Here is a 14,327-nt window from a genome sequence, read left to right on the forward strand (position 1 = left end):
TTAGATATTTAGCGCGCACGACCCGGCAGCGGCCGGGTCGTGGTGACTGCTCAGCCGCGCTGCCAGAGTGCGTAGTACACCTGGCCGGCCTTCTTCTCCCGGTGCAAGCGCCAGTTGCCGGGCAGTTGCAGGGTCGATGGCGGGGTTTCGCTCTCGGTGTAGATCCAGGCGCTCTCGGCCAGCCACTGACGCTCTTCAAGCAAGGCGCAGGTGGTGGGCAGCAGGCCCTGGTTGAACGGCGGATCGAGGAACACCAGGTCGAAGGCCAGCTTCGGTTCACCCTGCAGGTAGCGCTGGGCGTCGGTCTGGATCACCTGGCCGCGTGGGCAACGCAGGGTTTCCAGATTCTGCCGCAGGCTGGCGATGGCCGCCGGGTTGCTGTCCAGGGCCACGGACTCGGCCGCGCCACGGGACAGCGCTTCGAGGTACAGCGCACCGCTGCCGGTGTAGGCGTCGAGCACCTTGGCCCCTTCGATGTACGGGGCGAGCCAGTTGAACAGGGTCTCGCGGACCCGGTCCGGGGTCGGGCGCAGGCCCGGCGCGTCAGGGAAGCTCAGGCGCCGGCTACGCCATTCGCCGGCAATGATGCGCAGTTGGCCCTGGCCGTGGTGCGGCTTGGCCGGTTTTGCGGATGGACTGGCCATTAGTGCTCCGGTACGCCAAGCGGTTGCTCGGCGGGTTTGTCAGTGGGCGGCGGCAAGGGTTTTTGCGGCACGCTTGGCCCGGCGGTGACGATGACCATCTTGTCAGCGGCCAGGTGTTTGTTCAGTGCAGCCTTGACCTGTTCGGTGGTCAGCGCCTGGGACTGTTGCATGTAGTCTTCCAGCCAGGTCAGTGGCAGGTTGTAGAAGCCGATGGCGCCCAGTTGGCCGACGATGCTGGCGTTGCTGGCATTGGACAGCGGGAAGCTGCCGGCCAGTTCACGCTTGGCGTCGTCCAGTTCTTGCTGGGTCGGGCCGCTCTTGAGGTAGTCGGCGAGGATGTCCTGGACCAGCTTGAGGGTGCCCTCGCTGAGCTCGGCACGGGTCTGCAGGTTGATCATGAACGGGCCACGCACCTGCATCGGGCTGAACACCGAGTACACGCCATAGGTCAGGCCGCGCTTTTCGCGCACTTCGCTCATCAAGCGGGTGCCGAAGGTGCCGCCGCCGAGGATCTGGTTACCCAGCGACAGCGCGGCGTAGTCCGGATCGTTACGGTCGATACCCAGTTGGGCGAGCATCAGGTGGGTCTGCTTGGACGGGAAATCGATGTGGTTGGCGCCGGCCTTGGGCTCGCTTGGCTGGGCCAGCTTGGCCAGGGCCGGGCCTTTGGGCAGGGCCGAGGAGACCTGCGCGGCGATGGCTTCAGCTTCGCTGCGGCTCAGATCACCGACCAGTGCGATCACCGTGTTGCCAGCGGCGTAGGCCTTGGCGTGGAAGGCACGCAGTTGTTCCAGGGTAATCGGCGGGATGCTCTTGGCGGTGCCGTCACTTGGGTGAGCATAGGGGTGGTTGCCGTACAGGCGCTCGAACAACTCGATGCTGGCGAGTTTGCCCGGGTTTTGCTTCTGGTACTCGAAGCCGGCCTGCATCTGGTTCTTGATGCGGGTCAGGGCGTCCTGCGGGAAGGTTGGCTTGCCGACCACGTCGGCGAACAGCTTCAGCGCCGGCTCGCGTTTGTCGGCGGCGCTCAGGCTGCGCAGCGAGGCTACAGCCATGTCGCGGTAGGCGCCGTTGCCAAAGTCGGCGCCCAGGCCTTCGAAGCCTTCGGCGATGGCGGTGACGTCCTTGCCGGCCACGCCTTCGTTGAGCATGGCGTTGGTAAGGGTCGCCAGGCCCGGGGCATCGCCGTCCTGGCTACTGCCGGCGGCGAAGGTCAGGCGCAGGTCGAACATCGGCAACTCGCGGGCTTCGACGAACAGCACGCGGGCGCCTTCGGCGGTGTTCCAGGTCTGGATGTTCAGTTGCCGGCGGCTTGGCGCCTTGCCGTCCAGCTCGGCCAGCGATTGCAGGGTATTGGCCGGCTTGGCTGCGGTGCTGGTGGCCGGTTGCGCGGCGTTATCCGACTGCGCAGGCTTGGCCAGGAAGAATGCCAGCAGGCCGATCAGCAACAGCAGGCCCAGGCCGATCAGGGTGTAGCGGGGTGCGCTGCGTTCACTCATGAGCGTTCTCCTCGGGCAGTACATGGGCAACGCTCAGGCGTTCACGGGTGAAATAGGTGCGGGCGGCGTTCTGGATATCGGCCGGCGTCACGCTTTTCAGCTCGTCCAGTTCACTGTCGATCAGTTTCCACGACAGGCCGACGGTTTCCAGCTGGCCGATGGCGGTGGCCTGGCTGCTGATGGAGTCGCGGTCGTAGACCAGCCCGGCGATGACCTGGGCACGTACGCGCTCAAGCTCTTCAGGCGAGGGCGGGGTGGTCTTGAGCTCGTCGAGCAGCTTCCAGATACCGGCTTCGACGTCGGCCAGGGTCTTGTGCTTCTGCAGGTTCGGCGTGGCCGAGATCAGGAACAGGCTATCGCCGCGGGTGAACGGGTTGTAGCTGGACGAGGCGCCGGAAACCAGCTCCTGGCCGCGCTCCAGGCGGCTCGGCAGGCGAGCGCTGTAGCCGCCGTCGAGCAGCGCCGAGATCAGCCGCAGGGCGTGCACGGTGCGCGGGTCCTTGGCAGTGGCCAGGCCCGGGGCGTTGAAGCCGTAGATCAGGCTCGGCAGCTGGGTTTGCACATGCAGGGTGGTTTCACGCAGGCCAGGCTTGGCCAGTTCCAGCGGCAGCTTGGCCGGTGGCACCGCACGTTTCGGGATGGCGCCGAAGAAGCGCTGGGCCAGGCCCTTGACCTCATCGACGGTGACATCGCCGACCACCACCAGGGTGGCGTTGTTCGGCACGTACCAGGACTCGTACCAGTGGCGCAGCTCCTCGACCTTCATGCGGTCAAGGTCAGCCATCCAGCCGATGGTCGGGGTGCGATAGCTGCTGGCCGGGAAGGCCATGGCGCTGAACAGCTCGAAGGCCTTGGCGTTGGGCTGGTCATCGGTGCGCAGGCGGCGCTCTTCCTTGATGACCTCGATTTCGCGGCTGAACTCGTCGGCCGGCAGGCGCAGGCTGGCCATGCGGTCGGCTTCAAGCTCCAGGGCCACCGGCAGGCGGTCGCGGGCCAGTACCTGGTAATAAGCGGTGTAATCGTCGCTGGTGAAGGCGTTCTCTTCGGCGCCCAGGTCACGCAGAATGCGCGAGGCTTCGCCGGGGCCGAGCTTCTCGCTGCCCTTGAACATCATGTGTTCCAGTGCATGGGAAAGGCCGGTCTGGCCGGGGGATTCGTAGGTCGAGCCGACCTTGTACCAGATCTGCGAGACCACCACCGGCGCCCGGTGGTCCTCGCGCACGACCACTTTCAGGCCGTTGTCGAGAATGAACTCGTGGGTGGGTTGCGTATCGGCGGCAAAGGCCGCGAACGGCAGACAAACTGTGCTGAGCAACAGGCCAGCGGCGCGGCGGGCTAGAGCATTCATACGTTGTTTAACCTGTAGGACTGCCCGCGTGGTCTTAGCGTCGGCGGGCTTGGAGGTGCTAGGATACTGATCCGGTTGCCTGAGGACCATGCCTGTCATGGAACCAGCCCGAAGGCTTGATGACAAAATGCTGCGCAAGAACGAGCCGGATTAAAAGTAGACTGTTCTGCGTTAAGAGAATTTAAGAAGCGCCGCAGTGGCGCATCGCTACCCTGAGATAGCCGTCTTCCATGTTTGGTTCCAACGACGACAAAAAGACGCCGGCCGCGGCTGGTGAAAAGAAAGGCCTGTTCGGCTGGCTGCGCAAAAAGCCCCAGCAACCTGTAGCCGAACAGCCGCAAGCTCCTGCACCGATTGAAGCGGAGCAACCTGCTGCGTTGCCTGCCGAGGTTGTGGCCGCCGTTGCCCCGGTCGAGGTTGCGCCTGCGCCGGTTGCCGCGCCGGAGCCTGTGACCGCTGCGCCACCTGCTGCGCCAGTCGAGGTGCAACCGGTACCGTCCGTCGGCCTGGTGCTGCCCGTGCCTGAAGAGCCGGTAGCCCTGGTTGCCGACCTTGAGCCGCATACGCCGCCGCCCATTCCACCGCGTCAGGAGCCTGTCCCGGCCCCGGTCATCGAGCCTGAGCCGGTGGTGGTTGTGCCTGGGCCTGAGCCTGAGCCTGAGCCAGTAGTCGTTGCGCCTGAACCGGTTGTTGCGCCTGCGCCGGTCGTCGTACCGCAACCCGAGCCTGCCCCTGTAGCCGCTGCCGTTGCGGTGCCTGCTGCGGTTGCCGAGCCTGCTCCAGCCGAGCCTGCCGCTCCAGCCCGCAGCGAAGAGAGCAAGGGTGGCTTCTTCGCCCGCCTCAAACAGGGCCTGTCGAAGACCAGCGCCAGTATCGGCGAAGGCATGGCCAGCCTGTTCCTGGGCAAGAAGGCTATCGACGACGACCTGCTCGATGAGATCGAAACCCGCCTGCTGACCGCCGACGTTGGCGTCGAAGCCACCTCGGTGATCGTCCAGAGCCTGACCCAGAAGGTTGCGCGCAAGCAGTTGGCCGACAGCGATGCGTTGTACAAGTCGCTGCAAGGCGAGCTGGCCGACCTGCTCAAGCCGGTCGAGCAACCGCTGCGTATCCACCACCAGGCCAAGCCGTTCGTGATCCTGGTGGTCGGCGTCAACGGCGCTGGCAAGACCACCACTATCGGCAAGCTGGCGAAAAAGCTGCAGCTCGAAGGCAAGAAAGTCATGCTCGCCGCTGGCGACACCTTCCGCGCCGCAGCGGTCGAGCAACTGCAGGTCTGGGGCGAGCGCAACCAGATCCCGGTCATCGCCCAGCACACCGGCGCCGATTCGGCCTCGGTGATCTTCGATGCCGTGCAGGCCGCCAAGGCCCGTAATATAGATGTGTTGATCGCCGACACCGCCGGTCGCCTGCACACTAAAGACAACCTGATGGAAGAGCTGAAGAAGGTTCGCCGGGTTATCGGCAAGCTCGATGCCGACGCGCCGCACGAGGTGCTGCTGGTGCTCGACGCCGGTACCGGACAGAACGCCATCAACCAGGCCAAGCATTTCAACCAGAGCGTCGAACTGACCGGCCTGGCCCTGACCAAGCTTGACGGCACCGCCAAAGGCGGGGTGATCTTTGCCCTGGCCAAGCAGTTCGGCCTGCCGATCCGCTATATTGGCGTGGGCGAAGGAATTGACGATCTGCGCACGTTCGAAGCCGAACCCTTCGTGAAAGCACTGTTTGCCGAGCGGGAGCATCCATGATTCGATTCGAACAGGTCGCCAAGCGCTACCCCAATGGTCACGTTGGCCTGCATGAGTTGAGTTTTCGGGTGCGTCGGGGCGAATTCCTGTTCGTTACCGGCCATTCCGGTGCCGGCAAAAGTACCCTGCTGCGCCTGCTGCTGGCCATGGAACGCCCCACCAGCGGCAAGTTGCTGCTGGCCGGGCAGGACCTGGGGCAGATCAGCAATGCGCAGATCCCGTTCCTGCGCCGGCAGATCGGCGTGGTATTCCAGAACCACCAGCTGCTGTTCGACCGCACCGTGTTCAACAACGTCGCCCTGCCGCTGCAGATCCTCGGCCTGTCCAAGGCCGAAGTGGCCAAGCGGGTCGACTCGGCGCTCGAACGCGTGGCCCTGTCGGACAAAGCCGAGCTGTACCCCGGCGACCTGTCTACCGGCCAGCAACAGCGCGTCGGCATTGCTCGCGCTATCGTCCACCGCCCGGCCTTGCTGCTGGCGGACGAACCCACCGGTAACCTCGACCCGCGCCTGGCCGCGGAGATCATGGGCGTTTTCGAAGATATCAACCGCCTGGGTACCAGCGTGCTGATCGCCAGTCACGACCTGGCGCTGATCGCGCGCATGCGCCATCGCATGCTGACCCTGCAGCGCGGCCGCTTGATCGGCGATGGGGAGGCCGGGCAATGAGTGCGACACGTAGTCCCAAGGTGTCCGAGCGGGTAGCGCCAAAAGCCGCTGAACCTGCACCGGAACAAAAAAAACGCGGCGCTCACGATGATGACGGCCCGGATTTCCGTACCCTGCTGCACGCCTGGCTGGAAAGCCACCGCTCGAGCCTGCTCGACAGCCTGCGGCGCCTGGGCAAACAGCCGATCGGCAGCTTCTTTACCTGCCTGGTGATGGCGGTGGCCCTGAGCCTGCCGATGGGCCTGTCGTTGCTGCTGAGCAACGTCGAGCGTCTGGGCGGTTCGTGGCAGCGCGCGGCGCAGATTTCACTGTACCTGAAGCTGGATGCCAGCAGCCATGACGGCGAAGCCCTGCGCGAGCAGATCAAAGGCTTGCCAGGTGTTGCCGAAGCCGAGTATGTCAGCCGCGAACAGGCCCTCAACGAGTTCCAGCAGCAGTCCGGCCTGGGCGAAGCCCTGCGCGAACTGCCGGAAAACCCGCTGCCTGGCGTGGTGGTGGTGACCCCGGCGCAAGTCGACAAGCCGGCACTGGAAGCCCTGCGTCAGCGCCTGGCCGAGCTGCCCAAGGTCGAAGCCGCGCAGCTTGACCTGGTGTGGGTCGAGCGCCTGGCAGCGATCCTCAAGTTGGGGGATCGGTTCGTCTTCGGCTTGACCGTTTTGCTGGTCTCGGCCCTGCTTTTGGTAATTGGTAACACAATTCGCCTGCACATCGAGAACCGTCGTACCGAGATTGAAGTGATCAAGCTGGTCGGTGGCACCGACAGCTATGTGCGCCGGCCTTTCCTGTACATGGGCGCCTTGTACGGCCTGGGTGCCGGGGTACTGGCCTGGGGCGTGCTGGCATTTGGCCTGAACTGGCTGAATGACGCGGTTATCGGGCTTTCCGGGCTATATGGCAGTGATTTTGCCCTGGCCGGGGTTCCGTCAGCCGATGGTCTTTCCCTCTTGCTTGGAGCGGTATTGTTAGGGTATATCGGTGCTTGGATTGCGGTCGCCCGCCACTTGAGCGAGCTTGCACCGCGATAGTGTCTTTTTGCCGGTATTGACTCTTTTCATTTTTAGGGAACTTGTTTCGCGGTTCCCGGTCAATGTTGGCAGTGCCTTTGGCACGAGTTTAGTGAGTCGGAGGTTTTTTCGTATGACCACTTCGTTGCAACCTGCCTATGCCCTGGTTCCCGGCGCAAACCTGGAAGCCTACGTGCACACGGTCAACAGCATTCCACTGCTGACGCCGGAGCAGGAGCGTGAACTGGCCGAGAGTCTCTACTATGAGCAGGATCTTGGGGCGGCTCGGCAGATGGTGCTCGCCCACCTGCGCTTTGTCGTACACATCGCTCGCAGCTATTCCGGCTACGGGCTGGCCCAGGCCGACCTGATTCAGGAAGGCAACGTTGGCCTGATGAAAGCGGTCAAGCGCTTCAACCCGGAAATGGGCGTGCGCCTGGTGTCCTTCGCGGTGCACTGGATCAAGGCCGAGATTCACGAGTTCATCCTGCGCAACTGGCGCATCGTCAAGGTGGCCACCACCAAGGCCCAGCGCAAGCTGTTCTTCAACCTGCGCAGCCAGAAAAAACGCCTGGCCTGGCTGAACAACGATGAAGTCCATCGTGTCGCCGAAAGCCTGGGCGTCGAGCCGCGTGAAGTGCGGGAGATGGAGAGCCGCCTGACCGGTCAGGACATGGCCTTCGACCCGGCCAGTGAAGCCGACGACGACAGTGCGTTCCAGTCGCCGGCCAACTACCTGGAAGACCACCGTTACGACCCTGCGCGTCAGCTGGAGGATGCCGACTGGAGTGACAACTCCACCAGCAACCTGCACGAAGCCCTGCAAGGCCTGGATGACCGCAGCCGCGATATCCTCTACCAGCGCTGGCTGGCCGAGGAAAAGGCCACCCTGCATGACCTGGCCGAGAAGTACAGCGTGTCCGCCGAGCGGATCCGCCAGCTGGAAAAGAACGCGATGAATAAGGTCAAAGCCTTGATCGCGGTCTGATTCGCAAAACGGCAATAACCAAAAAGCCCCGACGTGTCGGGGCTTTTTCATGATTCTCCGCCACCCTTGTCGAGGCTGTTATGACCATTTCCTTGTATGCCGCTTCTGTTCCTGTTTTCAAGCAAATGCTCAACGCCTTGAGCGATGTTCTGAGCAAGGCCGAAGCTCACGCTACGGCGAAAAACATTGAGCCGAGCGTGTTTCTCCAGGCTCGCCTGTATCCGGATATGTTTCCACTGGTTCGCCAGGTGCAGATCGCTGTTGATTTCGCCAAGGGTGTATCGGCGCGCCTGGCTGAGGTCGAGTTGCCGAAATACGATGACAGCGAAACCACCTTTGCTGAACTGCAAGCGCTGATCAGCAAGGTTCTGGCTTTCCTGGACGGCGTTGCGCCGGCGCAGATCGACGGCAAGGAAGGCATCGAAATCGTGACCCGTCCGGGCACGCCGAAAGAGAAGCGCTTCAGTGGCCAGGCTTATTTGCTGACCTACGGCCTGCCGCAGTTCTTCTTCCACGTCACCACCACTTACGCAATCCTGCGTCACAACGGTGTAGAAGTGGGCAAGCGTGACTACATGGGCGCGTTCTAAGTCGTTTACCCAGTAATCAGCGAACAATGAAAACCCGGCAAGGCGCGTGCTCTGCCGGGTTTTTTATTGGCTCCAGGGCGCCCGGCGTGGGCTGTCCAGCGGCGCCAGGTAGCCGTTACCGCCCAGTTGGCGCATCTGCTGGCGAATCCAGCCGGCGCGTCGCGCCACGTAAGTGCTTGGCCGGCTGGCGCTCCAGTTCAACGGGCTGGGCAGTACCGCTGCCAGCAGGCTGGCTTGCTGGCGCGACAGCTGGCTGGCATCGACGCCGAAGTGGTGCCGCGCTGCCGCCTGCGCGCCAAACACCCCTTCGCCCCATTCAGCGCTGTTGAGATAGACCTCAAGAATCCGCTCTTTCGACCACAGCAGTTCGATCAGCGCGGTGAACCAGGCTTCCAGGCCCTTGCGCAACCAGCTTCGGCCAGCCCAGAGGAACTGGTTCTTGGCCACTTGCTGGCTGAGGGTGCTGGCACCACGGATGCTGCCGCCGCGTTCGTTATGGGCCAGCGCCGCCTGGATGGCGTTGAAGTCAAAGCCCCAGTGGTTGGCGAACTTCTGGTCTTCGCCGGCGATCACCGCCACTTTCAGCTCATCGGAGATTTGTTCCCATGGCTCCCAGTCCCGTTGCAGGTCGATGGGCTGGCCGTTGAACCAGGACTCGACCTTGCGCTCGACCATCAGCGCGGTGCCTGGCGGCGGCAGCCAGCGAAACACCAGCACCAGCAGGGCACTGCCTGCGGCAAACCACAGCAGGGCACGGGTGAGGCGACGGAAAATGGAAGACAGCATAGGTGATGGCTTGGCCGAACCGATGGAGCGGGCCATTATACAGACCCTGTGCTGACTAGGAGTCTTCCCAATGCTGCGTAGTTTTCTGCTGCTTTCGGCGTTTTTCGGCTTTACCGGCGTGGCCCTGGGCGCCTTTGCGGCTCATGGCCTCAAGGGCCGGCTGAGCAGCGAATACCTGGCGATCTTCCATACCGGCGTGACCTACCAGCTGGTGCATGCCCTGGCGCTGCTCGCGGTGGCGGTGCTGTCGGTGCACCTGCCCGGGCGCCTGGTCGGTTGGGCCGGTGGTCTGTTCGCCCTGGGGATCCTGCTGTTTTCCGGTAGCCTGTATGTGCTGACCCTGAGCGGTATCGGCAAGCTCGGTATCATCACCCCCTTTGGCGGCCTGGCGTTTCTCGGCGGATGGCTGTGCCTGGGCCTTGCAGCCTGGCGCCTGAGCTGACCCGCGAGTCCGGATCGAGACGAATGGCGCGGCCCGGCCTTGGGTTTGCGCCCTGATCAGGGCTAGAATGCGGGCCCCTAAAAATAATGGCGGCCGTGCGCATGCGCATTCAACTGAACGGTGAACCTTTCGAATTGCCCGATGGCGAAAGCGTCGCGGCCCTGCTCAACCGGCTTGACCTGGCAGGTCGCCGGGTGGCGGTCGAACTCAACCTGGATATCGTGCCACGCAGCCAGCACGACAGCACCGCGCTGAACGAAGGCGACCAGGTTGAAGTGGTGCACGCCATTGGCGGTGGCTAGGCCTTCGCGATTTACCTGCAAGTCCCTCAACCTTCAAGAGGATTACCGATGAGCAACGTTCGTAGCGACAAGCCCTTCACCCTGGCCGGTCGTACCTTCCAGTCGCGCCTGCTGGTCGGCACCGGCAAGTACCGTGACCTGGAAGAAACCCGCCTGGCCATCGAGGCTTCCGGTGCCGAGATCGTCACGGTTGCCGTGCGCCGCACCAACATCGGCCAGAACCCGGGCGAACCGAACCTGCTCGACGTACTGCCGCCTGATCGCTACACCATCCTGCCGAACACCGCCGGCTGCTTTGATGCGGTCGAAGCCGTGCGCACCTGTCGCCTGGCCCGTGAACTGCTCGATGGCCACAATCTGGTCAAGCTGGAAGTGCTGGCCGACCAGAAGACCCTGTTCCCCAACGTGATCGAGACCCTCAAGGCCGCCGAAGTGCTGGTCAAGGACGGTTTCGACGTGATGGTCTACACCAGCGACGACCCGATCATCGCCCGTCAGCTGGCCGAAGCCGGCTGTATCGCGGTGATGCCGCTGGCCGGCCTGATCGGTACGGGCCTGGGGATCTGCAACCCGTACAACCTGCAGATCATCCTCGAGGAATCGAAAGTCCCGGTGCTGGTCGATGCCGGTGTCGGTACTGCTTCCGACGCCACCATCGCCATGGAAATGGGCTGTGAGGCGGTGCTGATGAACTCGGCAATTGCTCACGCACAGCAGCCGATCATGATGGCCGAAGCCATGAAACACGCCATTGTCGCTGGCCGTCTGGCCTATCTGGCCGGGCGTATGCCGAAAAAACTCTATGCCAGCGCCTCGTCGCCGCTGGATGGTCTGATCAAGTAAGAGCCCCTGATGACTGAATCGCAAGAAACGCCGATCACCACCGAAGGCGAAGAGCGCCAACACCGCCGCATCAAGAGTTTCGTGATGCGCGCCGGGCGCATGACCGAAGGCCAGCAGCGTGGCCTGGACCAGGGTGGGCCGCTGTTCATCCTGCCCCTGGCTGATAGCCCGGTGGACTACGACCAGGTTTTCGGCCGCTCGGCGCCGCGTACCCTGGAGATCGGTTTCGGCATGGGCCATTCCCTGCTGGAAATGGCCGCTGCCGCACCGGAGCAGGACTTCATCGGTGTCGAAGTGCACCGTCCGGGTGTTGGTGCACTGCTCAACGGTGTGCTGACCCAGGGCCTGAAGAACCTGCGGGTGTATGACTGCGATGCCATCGAAGTGCTGAACAAGTGCGTGGCTGACAACAGCCTCGACCGGCTGATGCTGTTCTTCCCCGACCCTTGGCACAAGAGCCGTCACCACAAGCGCCGCATCGTCCAGCCGGAATTCGCGGAGCTTGTGCGCAGCAAGCTCAAGGTAGGCGGCGTGTTCCATATGGCCACCGACTGGGAGCCCTATGCCGAATACATGCTGGAAGTGATGAACGTCGCCCCGGGTTATCGCAACCTGGCCGAAGACGGCAAGTGCGTAGAGCGCCCGGCCGAGCGCCCGATCACCAAGTTCGAACGCCGTGGCGAGCGGCTTGGGCATGGGGTGTGGGACTTGAAGTTCGAAAAGCTGGCGTAAAACGGCGAGCGCTTTGCGCTCGATCGCCGGCAAGGCCGGCTCCCACAGGTGCTGTGATTGCCTGCAGTTTTGAAGTGTCAGGAGATCTTTGTGGGAGCCGGCTTTGCCGGCGATGGGCTGCGAAGCAGCCCTGAAAGCGCCATATTTTTTCAGCGTCGATCAGCAACCACGCCAATCAACACCAGCACAATCAGCAACACCGGCGCCAACGCATAGTTGTTGAACTGCGCCAGCCCCTTCACCACCCACGGGGTGGCATAGATCAGCGCGGCACCGCTGCCGATCATCACCAGCAAGGCCATGAACGGTACGCGCAAGGCGCCTGCAAGGCCGCCCAGGCGTTGTTCGACCCAGCCTTTGATGTCGGTGCCGAACAGCACCAGCAAACAGCCCACCAAGGCCAGGGAAATCTCCGACAAGTTGCTGCGACTCCAGCGGGAAACGGTCGAGAGCAAGTCGAGTACCAGGTCCATTCGCAATCCTTAGGTCAAGAAATACTGCAGCAGGTCGTTGAGGAACAACTGGCCACGCGCGGTAGCGACCAGTCGCGTCGGTTCGACCTGCAAAAGCCCTTTTTGTTCGGCTTCACGGCGCGCTGCTGCGAGCTGTTCCAGCGGCAAGCCGGTGCGTTGGCTGAACAGCTCGATCTCCACCCCTTGGGTCAGGCGCAGGGCGTTCATCAGGAACTCGAACGGCAGCTCATCCACCGGCAGCAGCTTCTCGCCGGCCTTGAAGGCCTTGGCCGGGTTCAGGTAGTCCTTGGGCAGGCGGGTCTTCCAGGTGCGCAGGATACGTCCGTCGGGGTGGCTGAGCTTGCCGTGGGCACCAGCGCCAATGCCGATGAAATCGCCAAAGCTCCAGTAGTTGAGGTTGTGGCGGGCGGCGCGGCCAGGCTGGGCGTAGGCCGAGACTTCGTACTGGGCATAGCCGTGGCTGGCCAGCAGGGCCTGGCCGGCCTCCTGTATGTCCCAGAGGATGTCGTCTTCGGGCAACAGCGGCGGCTGGTTCCAGAACACCGTGTTCGGCTCCAGGGTCAACTGGTACCAGGACAGGTGCGTGGGGTTCAGCGCAATCGCCTGGCGCAGGTCGCCCAGGGCGTCGTCCAGCGACTGGTCGGGCAGGCCGTGCATCAGGTCGAGGTTGAAGTTGTCGAACCCGGCATTGCGCGCCATGTCGGCGGCGCGAATGGCCTCGTCACCGTTGTGGATGCGGCCCAGGGCTTCGAGCTTGGCCTGCTGGAAGCTCTGGATGCCGATCGACAGGCGATTGATGCCCAGCTGCCGGTAGGCCTTGAACTTCTCTTGTTCGAAGGTCCCGGGGTTGGCCTCCAGGGTGATTTCGATGTCCCTGGCAAACGGTATGCGTTGTTCCACACCTACCAGCAAGCGCCCCAGGGCGCGGGCGCTGAACAGGCTCGGGGTGCCGCCGCCAAAGAAGATTGAGCTGATCGGGCGGCCATAGACGTTGCCCAGCTCCTGGTCGAGGTCGGCGAGCAGGGCGTCGACGTAGGCTTCTTCCGGTAGTTCGGGGGTGGCGGCGTGGGAGTTGAAGTCGCAGTACGGGCATTTGCGCACGCACCAGGGGATATGGATGTACAGCGCCAGGGGCGGCAGCTGTGGCAGGGCCGCCCGCGGTGCTTGGGAAGTAAAGCCAGCCTCGCCCAGGTGCAGTGGCTGTGCCGGCGAACGCTCGGTCATGCCAGGCCCAGACGTTGACGCAGCAGGCTCATGGCGCGGGCACGGTGGCTTATCTGGTTCTTGTCGGCAGGGCTCAGCTCGGCGCTCGAGCAATCGCGCTCCGGCACCCAGAACAGCGGGTCATAGCCAAAACCGTGGGCGCCGCTGGCCTGGGTCAGGATGCGACCGTGCCACAGCCCTTCGCAGAGGATCGGCAGCGGGTCGTCGGCATGGCGGACCAGGGCCAGGACGCAGACGAACTGGGCGCCGCGCTGCTCCTGCGGGACGTCCTTGAGCACATCGAGCAATTTGGCGTTGTTTGCGGCGTCGCCTTTGCCATCGGCGTAACGTGCCGAATAGATGCCTGGCGCGCCGCCCAGGAAGTCCACGGCCAGGCCCGAATCGTCGGCCAGCGCCGGCATGCCGGAAATGCGTGCGGCATTGCGTGCCTTGAGGATGGCGTTCTCGACGAACGACAAGCCGGTTTCTTCCGGCTCGACGCTGCTGAATTCGCCAATGGAGCGCAGCCGCACGGTATCACCGAGCATGGCCTGCAGTTCCTTGAGTTTGCCGGCGTTGTGGCTGGCCAATACGATTTGTTGAAAAGTCATCATTCGCCTGGAAAAAGCTCTTGGTTGAAGCTGATGGTTTCGGTCTTGCCGTCAACGCCAACATTGATGGTGAAGGTACGGGTTTCCTGTTGCTCAACAGGGAACTGGGCGATGTAGTAGATCGCGCCTTGCTCGGTGATCTGCTTGAACTTCAGCGGTACCGAGGCGCTGGTCAGGTCCTTGACGGTGCCGCTGACCTGGGTGACCACCGGCTTGCCGGCCTTGATCACCGAGACGTTGATCACGCCCTGGTTCTTGCTGCGCACCAGCTCCGCAGACTTGGCAATGTCCGGCTGCAGGAAGGTGGAAATAAAGGTGCTGTAGTGCACGGTGGTATCGCCAAAGACTTCCTTGCGCTCGCCCTTGATGGCATCGGCGGCAACCGCCGACAGGCTCAGGCAGGCAACCAGTAAACAGCTCAACAAGCGACCCATGATCGTTCT

The 14,327-nt window shown here is 63.3% G+C and carries 17 protein-coding genes; 9 read left to right on the forward strand and 8 right to left on the reverse strand.

The genetic code is table 11. The features are described from left to right. Window positions 1–50 precede the first annotated feature (50 nt). Genes rsmD through KHO53_RS11785 form a run of 3 tightly spaced genes read right to left on the reverse strand, consistent with a single transcriptional unit; the run spans window position 51 to window position 3,491 of the window. Complete coding sequence (rsmD, locus tag KHO53_RS11775; protein ID WP_010222187.1) at window positions 51–644, reverse strand: 16S rRNA (guanine(966)-N(2))-methyltransferase RsmD; 594 nt, start codon at window positions 642–644, stop codon at window positions 51–53. Further along, window positions 644–2,143: a M16 family metallopeptidase gene (locus KHO53_RS11780; RefSeq protein ID WP_010222188.1), complete on the reverse strand. Its 1,500-nt coding sequence runs from the start codon at window positions 2,141–2,143 to the stop codon at window positions 644–646. The genes rsmD and KHO53_RS11780 overlap by 1 nt, the downstream gene beginning before the upstream one ends. Beyond that, window positions 2,136–3,491 carry a M16 family metallopeptidase gene (locus tag KHO53_RS11785; protein ID WP_010222189.1) on the reverse strand — a complete coding sequence of 452 codons (1,356 nt, stop codon included), beginning with the start codon at window positions 3,489–3,491 and terminating at the stop codon, window positions 2,136–2,138. The genes KHO53_RS11780 and KHO53_RS11785 overlap by 8 nt, the downstream gene beginning before the upstream one ends. 230 nt (window positions 3,492–3,721) lie before the next feature. On the opposite strand from KHO53_RS11785, the gene ftsY reads away from it, so the two are divergent. From ftsY to KHO53_RS11810, 5 genes are all read left to right on the forward strand, one after another. Further along, entirely contained in the window at window positions 3,722–5,242 is a 1,521-nt protein-coding gene (ftsY, locus tag KHO53_RS11790) for a signal recognition particle-docking protein FtsY (protein WP_213570333.1), read from the forward strand. After that, window positions 5,239–5,910 carry a cell division ATP-binding protein FtsE gene (gene ftsE, locus KHO53_RS11795; protein ID WP_010222191.1) on the forward strand — a complete coding sequence of 224 codons (672 nt, stop codon included), beginning with the start codon at window positions 5,239–5,241 and terminating at the stop codon, window positions 5,908–5,910. The genes ftsY and ftsE overlap by 4 nt, the downstream gene beginning before the upstream one ends. Further along, window positions 5,907–6,935, forward strand: coding sequence for a permease-like cell division protein FtsX (ftsX, locus tag KHO53_RS11800; protein ID WP_010222192.1), 1,029 nt, complete (start codon window positions 5,907–5,909; stop codon window positions 6,933–6,935). The genes ftsE and ftsX overlap by 4 nt, the downstream gene beginning before the upstream one ends. 112 nt (window positions 6,936–7,047) lie before the next feature. Then, on the forward strand, window positions 7,048–7,902 hold the full coding sequence (rpoH, locus tag KHO53_RS11805) for an RNA polymerase sigma factor RpoH (protein ID WP_010222193.1): 855 nt from the start codon (window positions 7,048–7,050) through the stop codon (window positions 7,900–7,902). 80 nt (window positions 7,903–7,982) lie between these two features. Beyond that, window positions 7,983–8,492, forward strand: coding sequence for a DUF1993 domain-containing protein (locus KHO53_RS11810; protein WP_010222195.1), 510 nt, complete (start codon window positions 7,983–7,985; stop codon window positions 8,490–8,492). Window positions 8,493–8,555: 63 nt separating this feature from the next. Here the strand turns inward: KHO53_RS11810 and mtgA are convergent, their stop codons facing one another. Beyond that, a complete protein-coding gene (mtgA, locus tag KHO53_RS11815) occupies window positions 8,556–9,314 on the reverse strand; it encodes a monofunctional biosynthetic peptidoglycan transglycosylase (protein ID WP_374045235.1) in 759 nt (252 codons plus the stop codon). Between the two features lie 34 nt (window positions 9,315–9,348). On the opposite strand from mtgA, the gene KHO53_RS11820 reads away from it, so the two are divergent. From KHO53_RS11820 to trmB, 4 genes are all read left to right on the forward strand, one after another. Next, window positions 9,349–9,720 carry a DUF423 domain-containing protein gene (locus KHO53_RS11820; protein WP_010222197.1) on the forward strand — a complete coding sequence of 124 codons (372 nt, stop codon included), beginning with the start codon at window positions 9,349–9,351 and terminating at the stop codon, window positions 9,718–9,720. Between the two features lie 101 nt (window positions 9,721–9,821). Continuing rightward, on the forward strand, window positions 9,822–10,022 hold the full coding sequence (gene thiS / locus KHO53_RS11825; protein WP_010222198.1) for a sulfur carrier protein ThiS: 201 nt from the start codon (window positions 9,822–9,824) through the stop codon (window positions 10,020–10,022). A gap of 48 nt (window positions 10,023–10,070) precedes the next feature. Beyond that, complete coding sequence (locus KHO53_RS11830; RefSeq protein ID WP_010222199.1) at window positions 10,071–10,865, forward strand: thiazole synthase; 795 nt, start codon at window positions 10,071–10,073, stop codon at window positions 10,863–10,865. 9 nt (window positions 10,866–10,874) lie between these two features. Beyond that, a complete protein-coding gene (gene trmB, locus KHO53_RS11835; protein ID WP_010222200.1) occupies window positions 10,875–11,597 on the forward strand; it encodes a tRNA (guanosine(46)-N7)-methyltransferase TrmB in 723 nt (240 codons plus the stop codon). 149 nt (window positions 11,598–11,746) lie between these two features. On the opposite strand, the gene KHO53_RS11840 is transcribed toward trmB, so the two are convergent. From KHO53_RS11840 to KHO53_RS11855, 4 genes are read right to left on the reverse strand one after another with little or no spacing between them, the layout of a single operon-like run. Beyond that, window positions 11,747–12,070, reverse strand: coding sequence for a DUF3392 domain-containing protein (locus KHO53_RS11840; RefSeq protein ID WP_010222202.1), 324 nt, complete (start codon window positions 12,068–12,070; stop codon window positions 11,747–11,749). A 9-nt stretch (window positions 12,071–12,079) separates the two neighbouring features. Beyond that, window positions 12,080–13,294: a radical SAM family heme chaperone HemW gene (gene hemW / locus KHO53_RS11845; RefSeq protein WP_036995398.1), complete on the reverse strand. Its 1,215-nt coding sequence runs from the start codon at window positions 13,292–13,294 to the stop codon at window positions 12,080–12,082. Next, a complete protein-coding gene (rdgB, locus tag KHO53_RS11850; protein ID WP_010222204.1) occupies window positions 13,291–13,887 on the reverse strand; it encodes an RdgB/HAM1 family non-canonical purine NTP pyrophosphatase in 597 nt (198 codons plus the stop codon). Before rdgB ends, hemW begins: the two co-directional genes overlap by 4 nt. Next, a complete protein-coding gene (locus tag KHO53_RS11855) occupies window positions 13,884–14,318 on the reverse strand; it encodes a DUF4426 domain-containing protein (protein ID WP_010222205.1) in 435 nt (144 codons plus the stop codon). Before KHO53_RS11855 ends, rdgB begins: the two co-directional genes overlap by 4 nt. Window positions 14,319–14,327 lie beyond the last annotated feature (9 nt).

The sequence above is a fragment of the Pseudomonas sp. RC2C2 genome (genome assembly GCF_018390435.1).
In the GTDB taxonomy this organism is placed as follows: domain Bacteria; phylum Pseudomonadota; class Gammaproteobacteria; order Pseudomonadales; family Pseudomonadaceae; genus Aquipseudomonas; species Aquipseudomonas donghuensis.

Bases quoted from the DNA above. Each gene is read 5' to 3' on its own strand.
- rsmD (WP_010222187.1), bottom strand. From the start codon at position 644: ATGGCCAGTCCATCCGCAAAACCGGCCAAGCCGCACCACGGCCAGGGC.
- KHO53_RS11780 (WP_010222188.1), bottom strand. From the start codon at position 2,143: ATGAGTGAACGCAGCGCACCCCGCTACACCCTGATCGGCCTGGGCCTG.
- KHO53_RS11785 (WP_010222189.1), bottom strand. From the start codon at position 3,491: ATGAATGCTCTAGCCCGCCGCGCCGCTGGCCTGTTGCTCAGCACAGTT.
- ftsY (WP_213570333.1), top strand. From the start codon at position 3,722: ATGTTTGGTTCCAACGACGACAAAAAGACGCCGGCCGCGGCTGGTGAA.
- ftsE (WP_010222191.1), top strand. From the start codon at position 5,239: ATGATTCGATTCGAACAGGTCGCCAAGCGCTACCCCAATGGTCACGTT.
- ftsX (WP_010222192.1), top strand. From the start codon at position 5,907: ATGAGTGCGACACGTAGTCCCAAGGTGTCCGAGCGGGTAGCGCCAAAA.
- rpoH (WP_010222193.1), top strand. From the start codon at position 7,048: ATGACCACTTCGTTGCAACCTGCCTATGCCCTGGTTCCCGGCGCAAAC.
- KHO53_RS11810 (WP_010222195.1), top strand. From the start codon at position 7,983: ATGACCATTTCCTTGTATGCCGCTTCTGTTCCTGTTTTCAAGCAAATG.
- mtgA (WP_374045235.1), bottom strand. From the start codon at position 9,314: ATGGCCCGCTCCATCGGTTCGGCCAAGCCATCACCTATGCTGTCTTCC.
- KHO53_RS11820 (WP_010222197.1), top strand. From the start codon at position 9,349: ATGCTGCGTAGTTTTCTGCTGCTTTCGGCGTTTTTCGGCTTTACCGGC.
- thiS (WP_010222198.1), top strand. From the start codon at position 9,822: ATGCGCATTCAACTGAACGGTGAACCTTTCGAATTGCCCGATGGCGAA.
- KHO53_RS11830 (WP_010222199.1), top strand. From the start codon at position 10,071: ATGAGCAACGTTCGTAGCGACAAGCCCTTCACCCTGGCCGGTCGTACC.
- trmB (WP_010222200.1), top strand. From the start codon at position 10,875: ATGACTGAATCGCAAGAAACGCCGATCACCACCGAAGGCGAAGAGCGC.
- KHO53_RS11840 (WP_010222202.1), bottom strand. From the start codon at position 12,070: ATGGACCTGGTACTCGACTTGCTCTCGACCGTTTCCCGCTGGAGTCGC.
- hemW (WP_036995398.1), bottom strand. From the start codon at position 13,294: ATGACCGAGCGTTCGCCGGCACAGCCACTGCACCTGGGCGAGGCTGGC.
- rdgB (WP_010222204.1), bottom strand. From the start codon at position 13,887: ATGATGACTTTTCAACAAATCGTATTGGCCAGCCACAACGCCGGCAAA.
- KHO53_RS11855 (WP_010222205.1), bottom strand. From the start codon at position 14,318: ATGGGTCGCTTGTTGAGCTGTTTACTGGTTGCCTGCCTGAGCCTGTCG.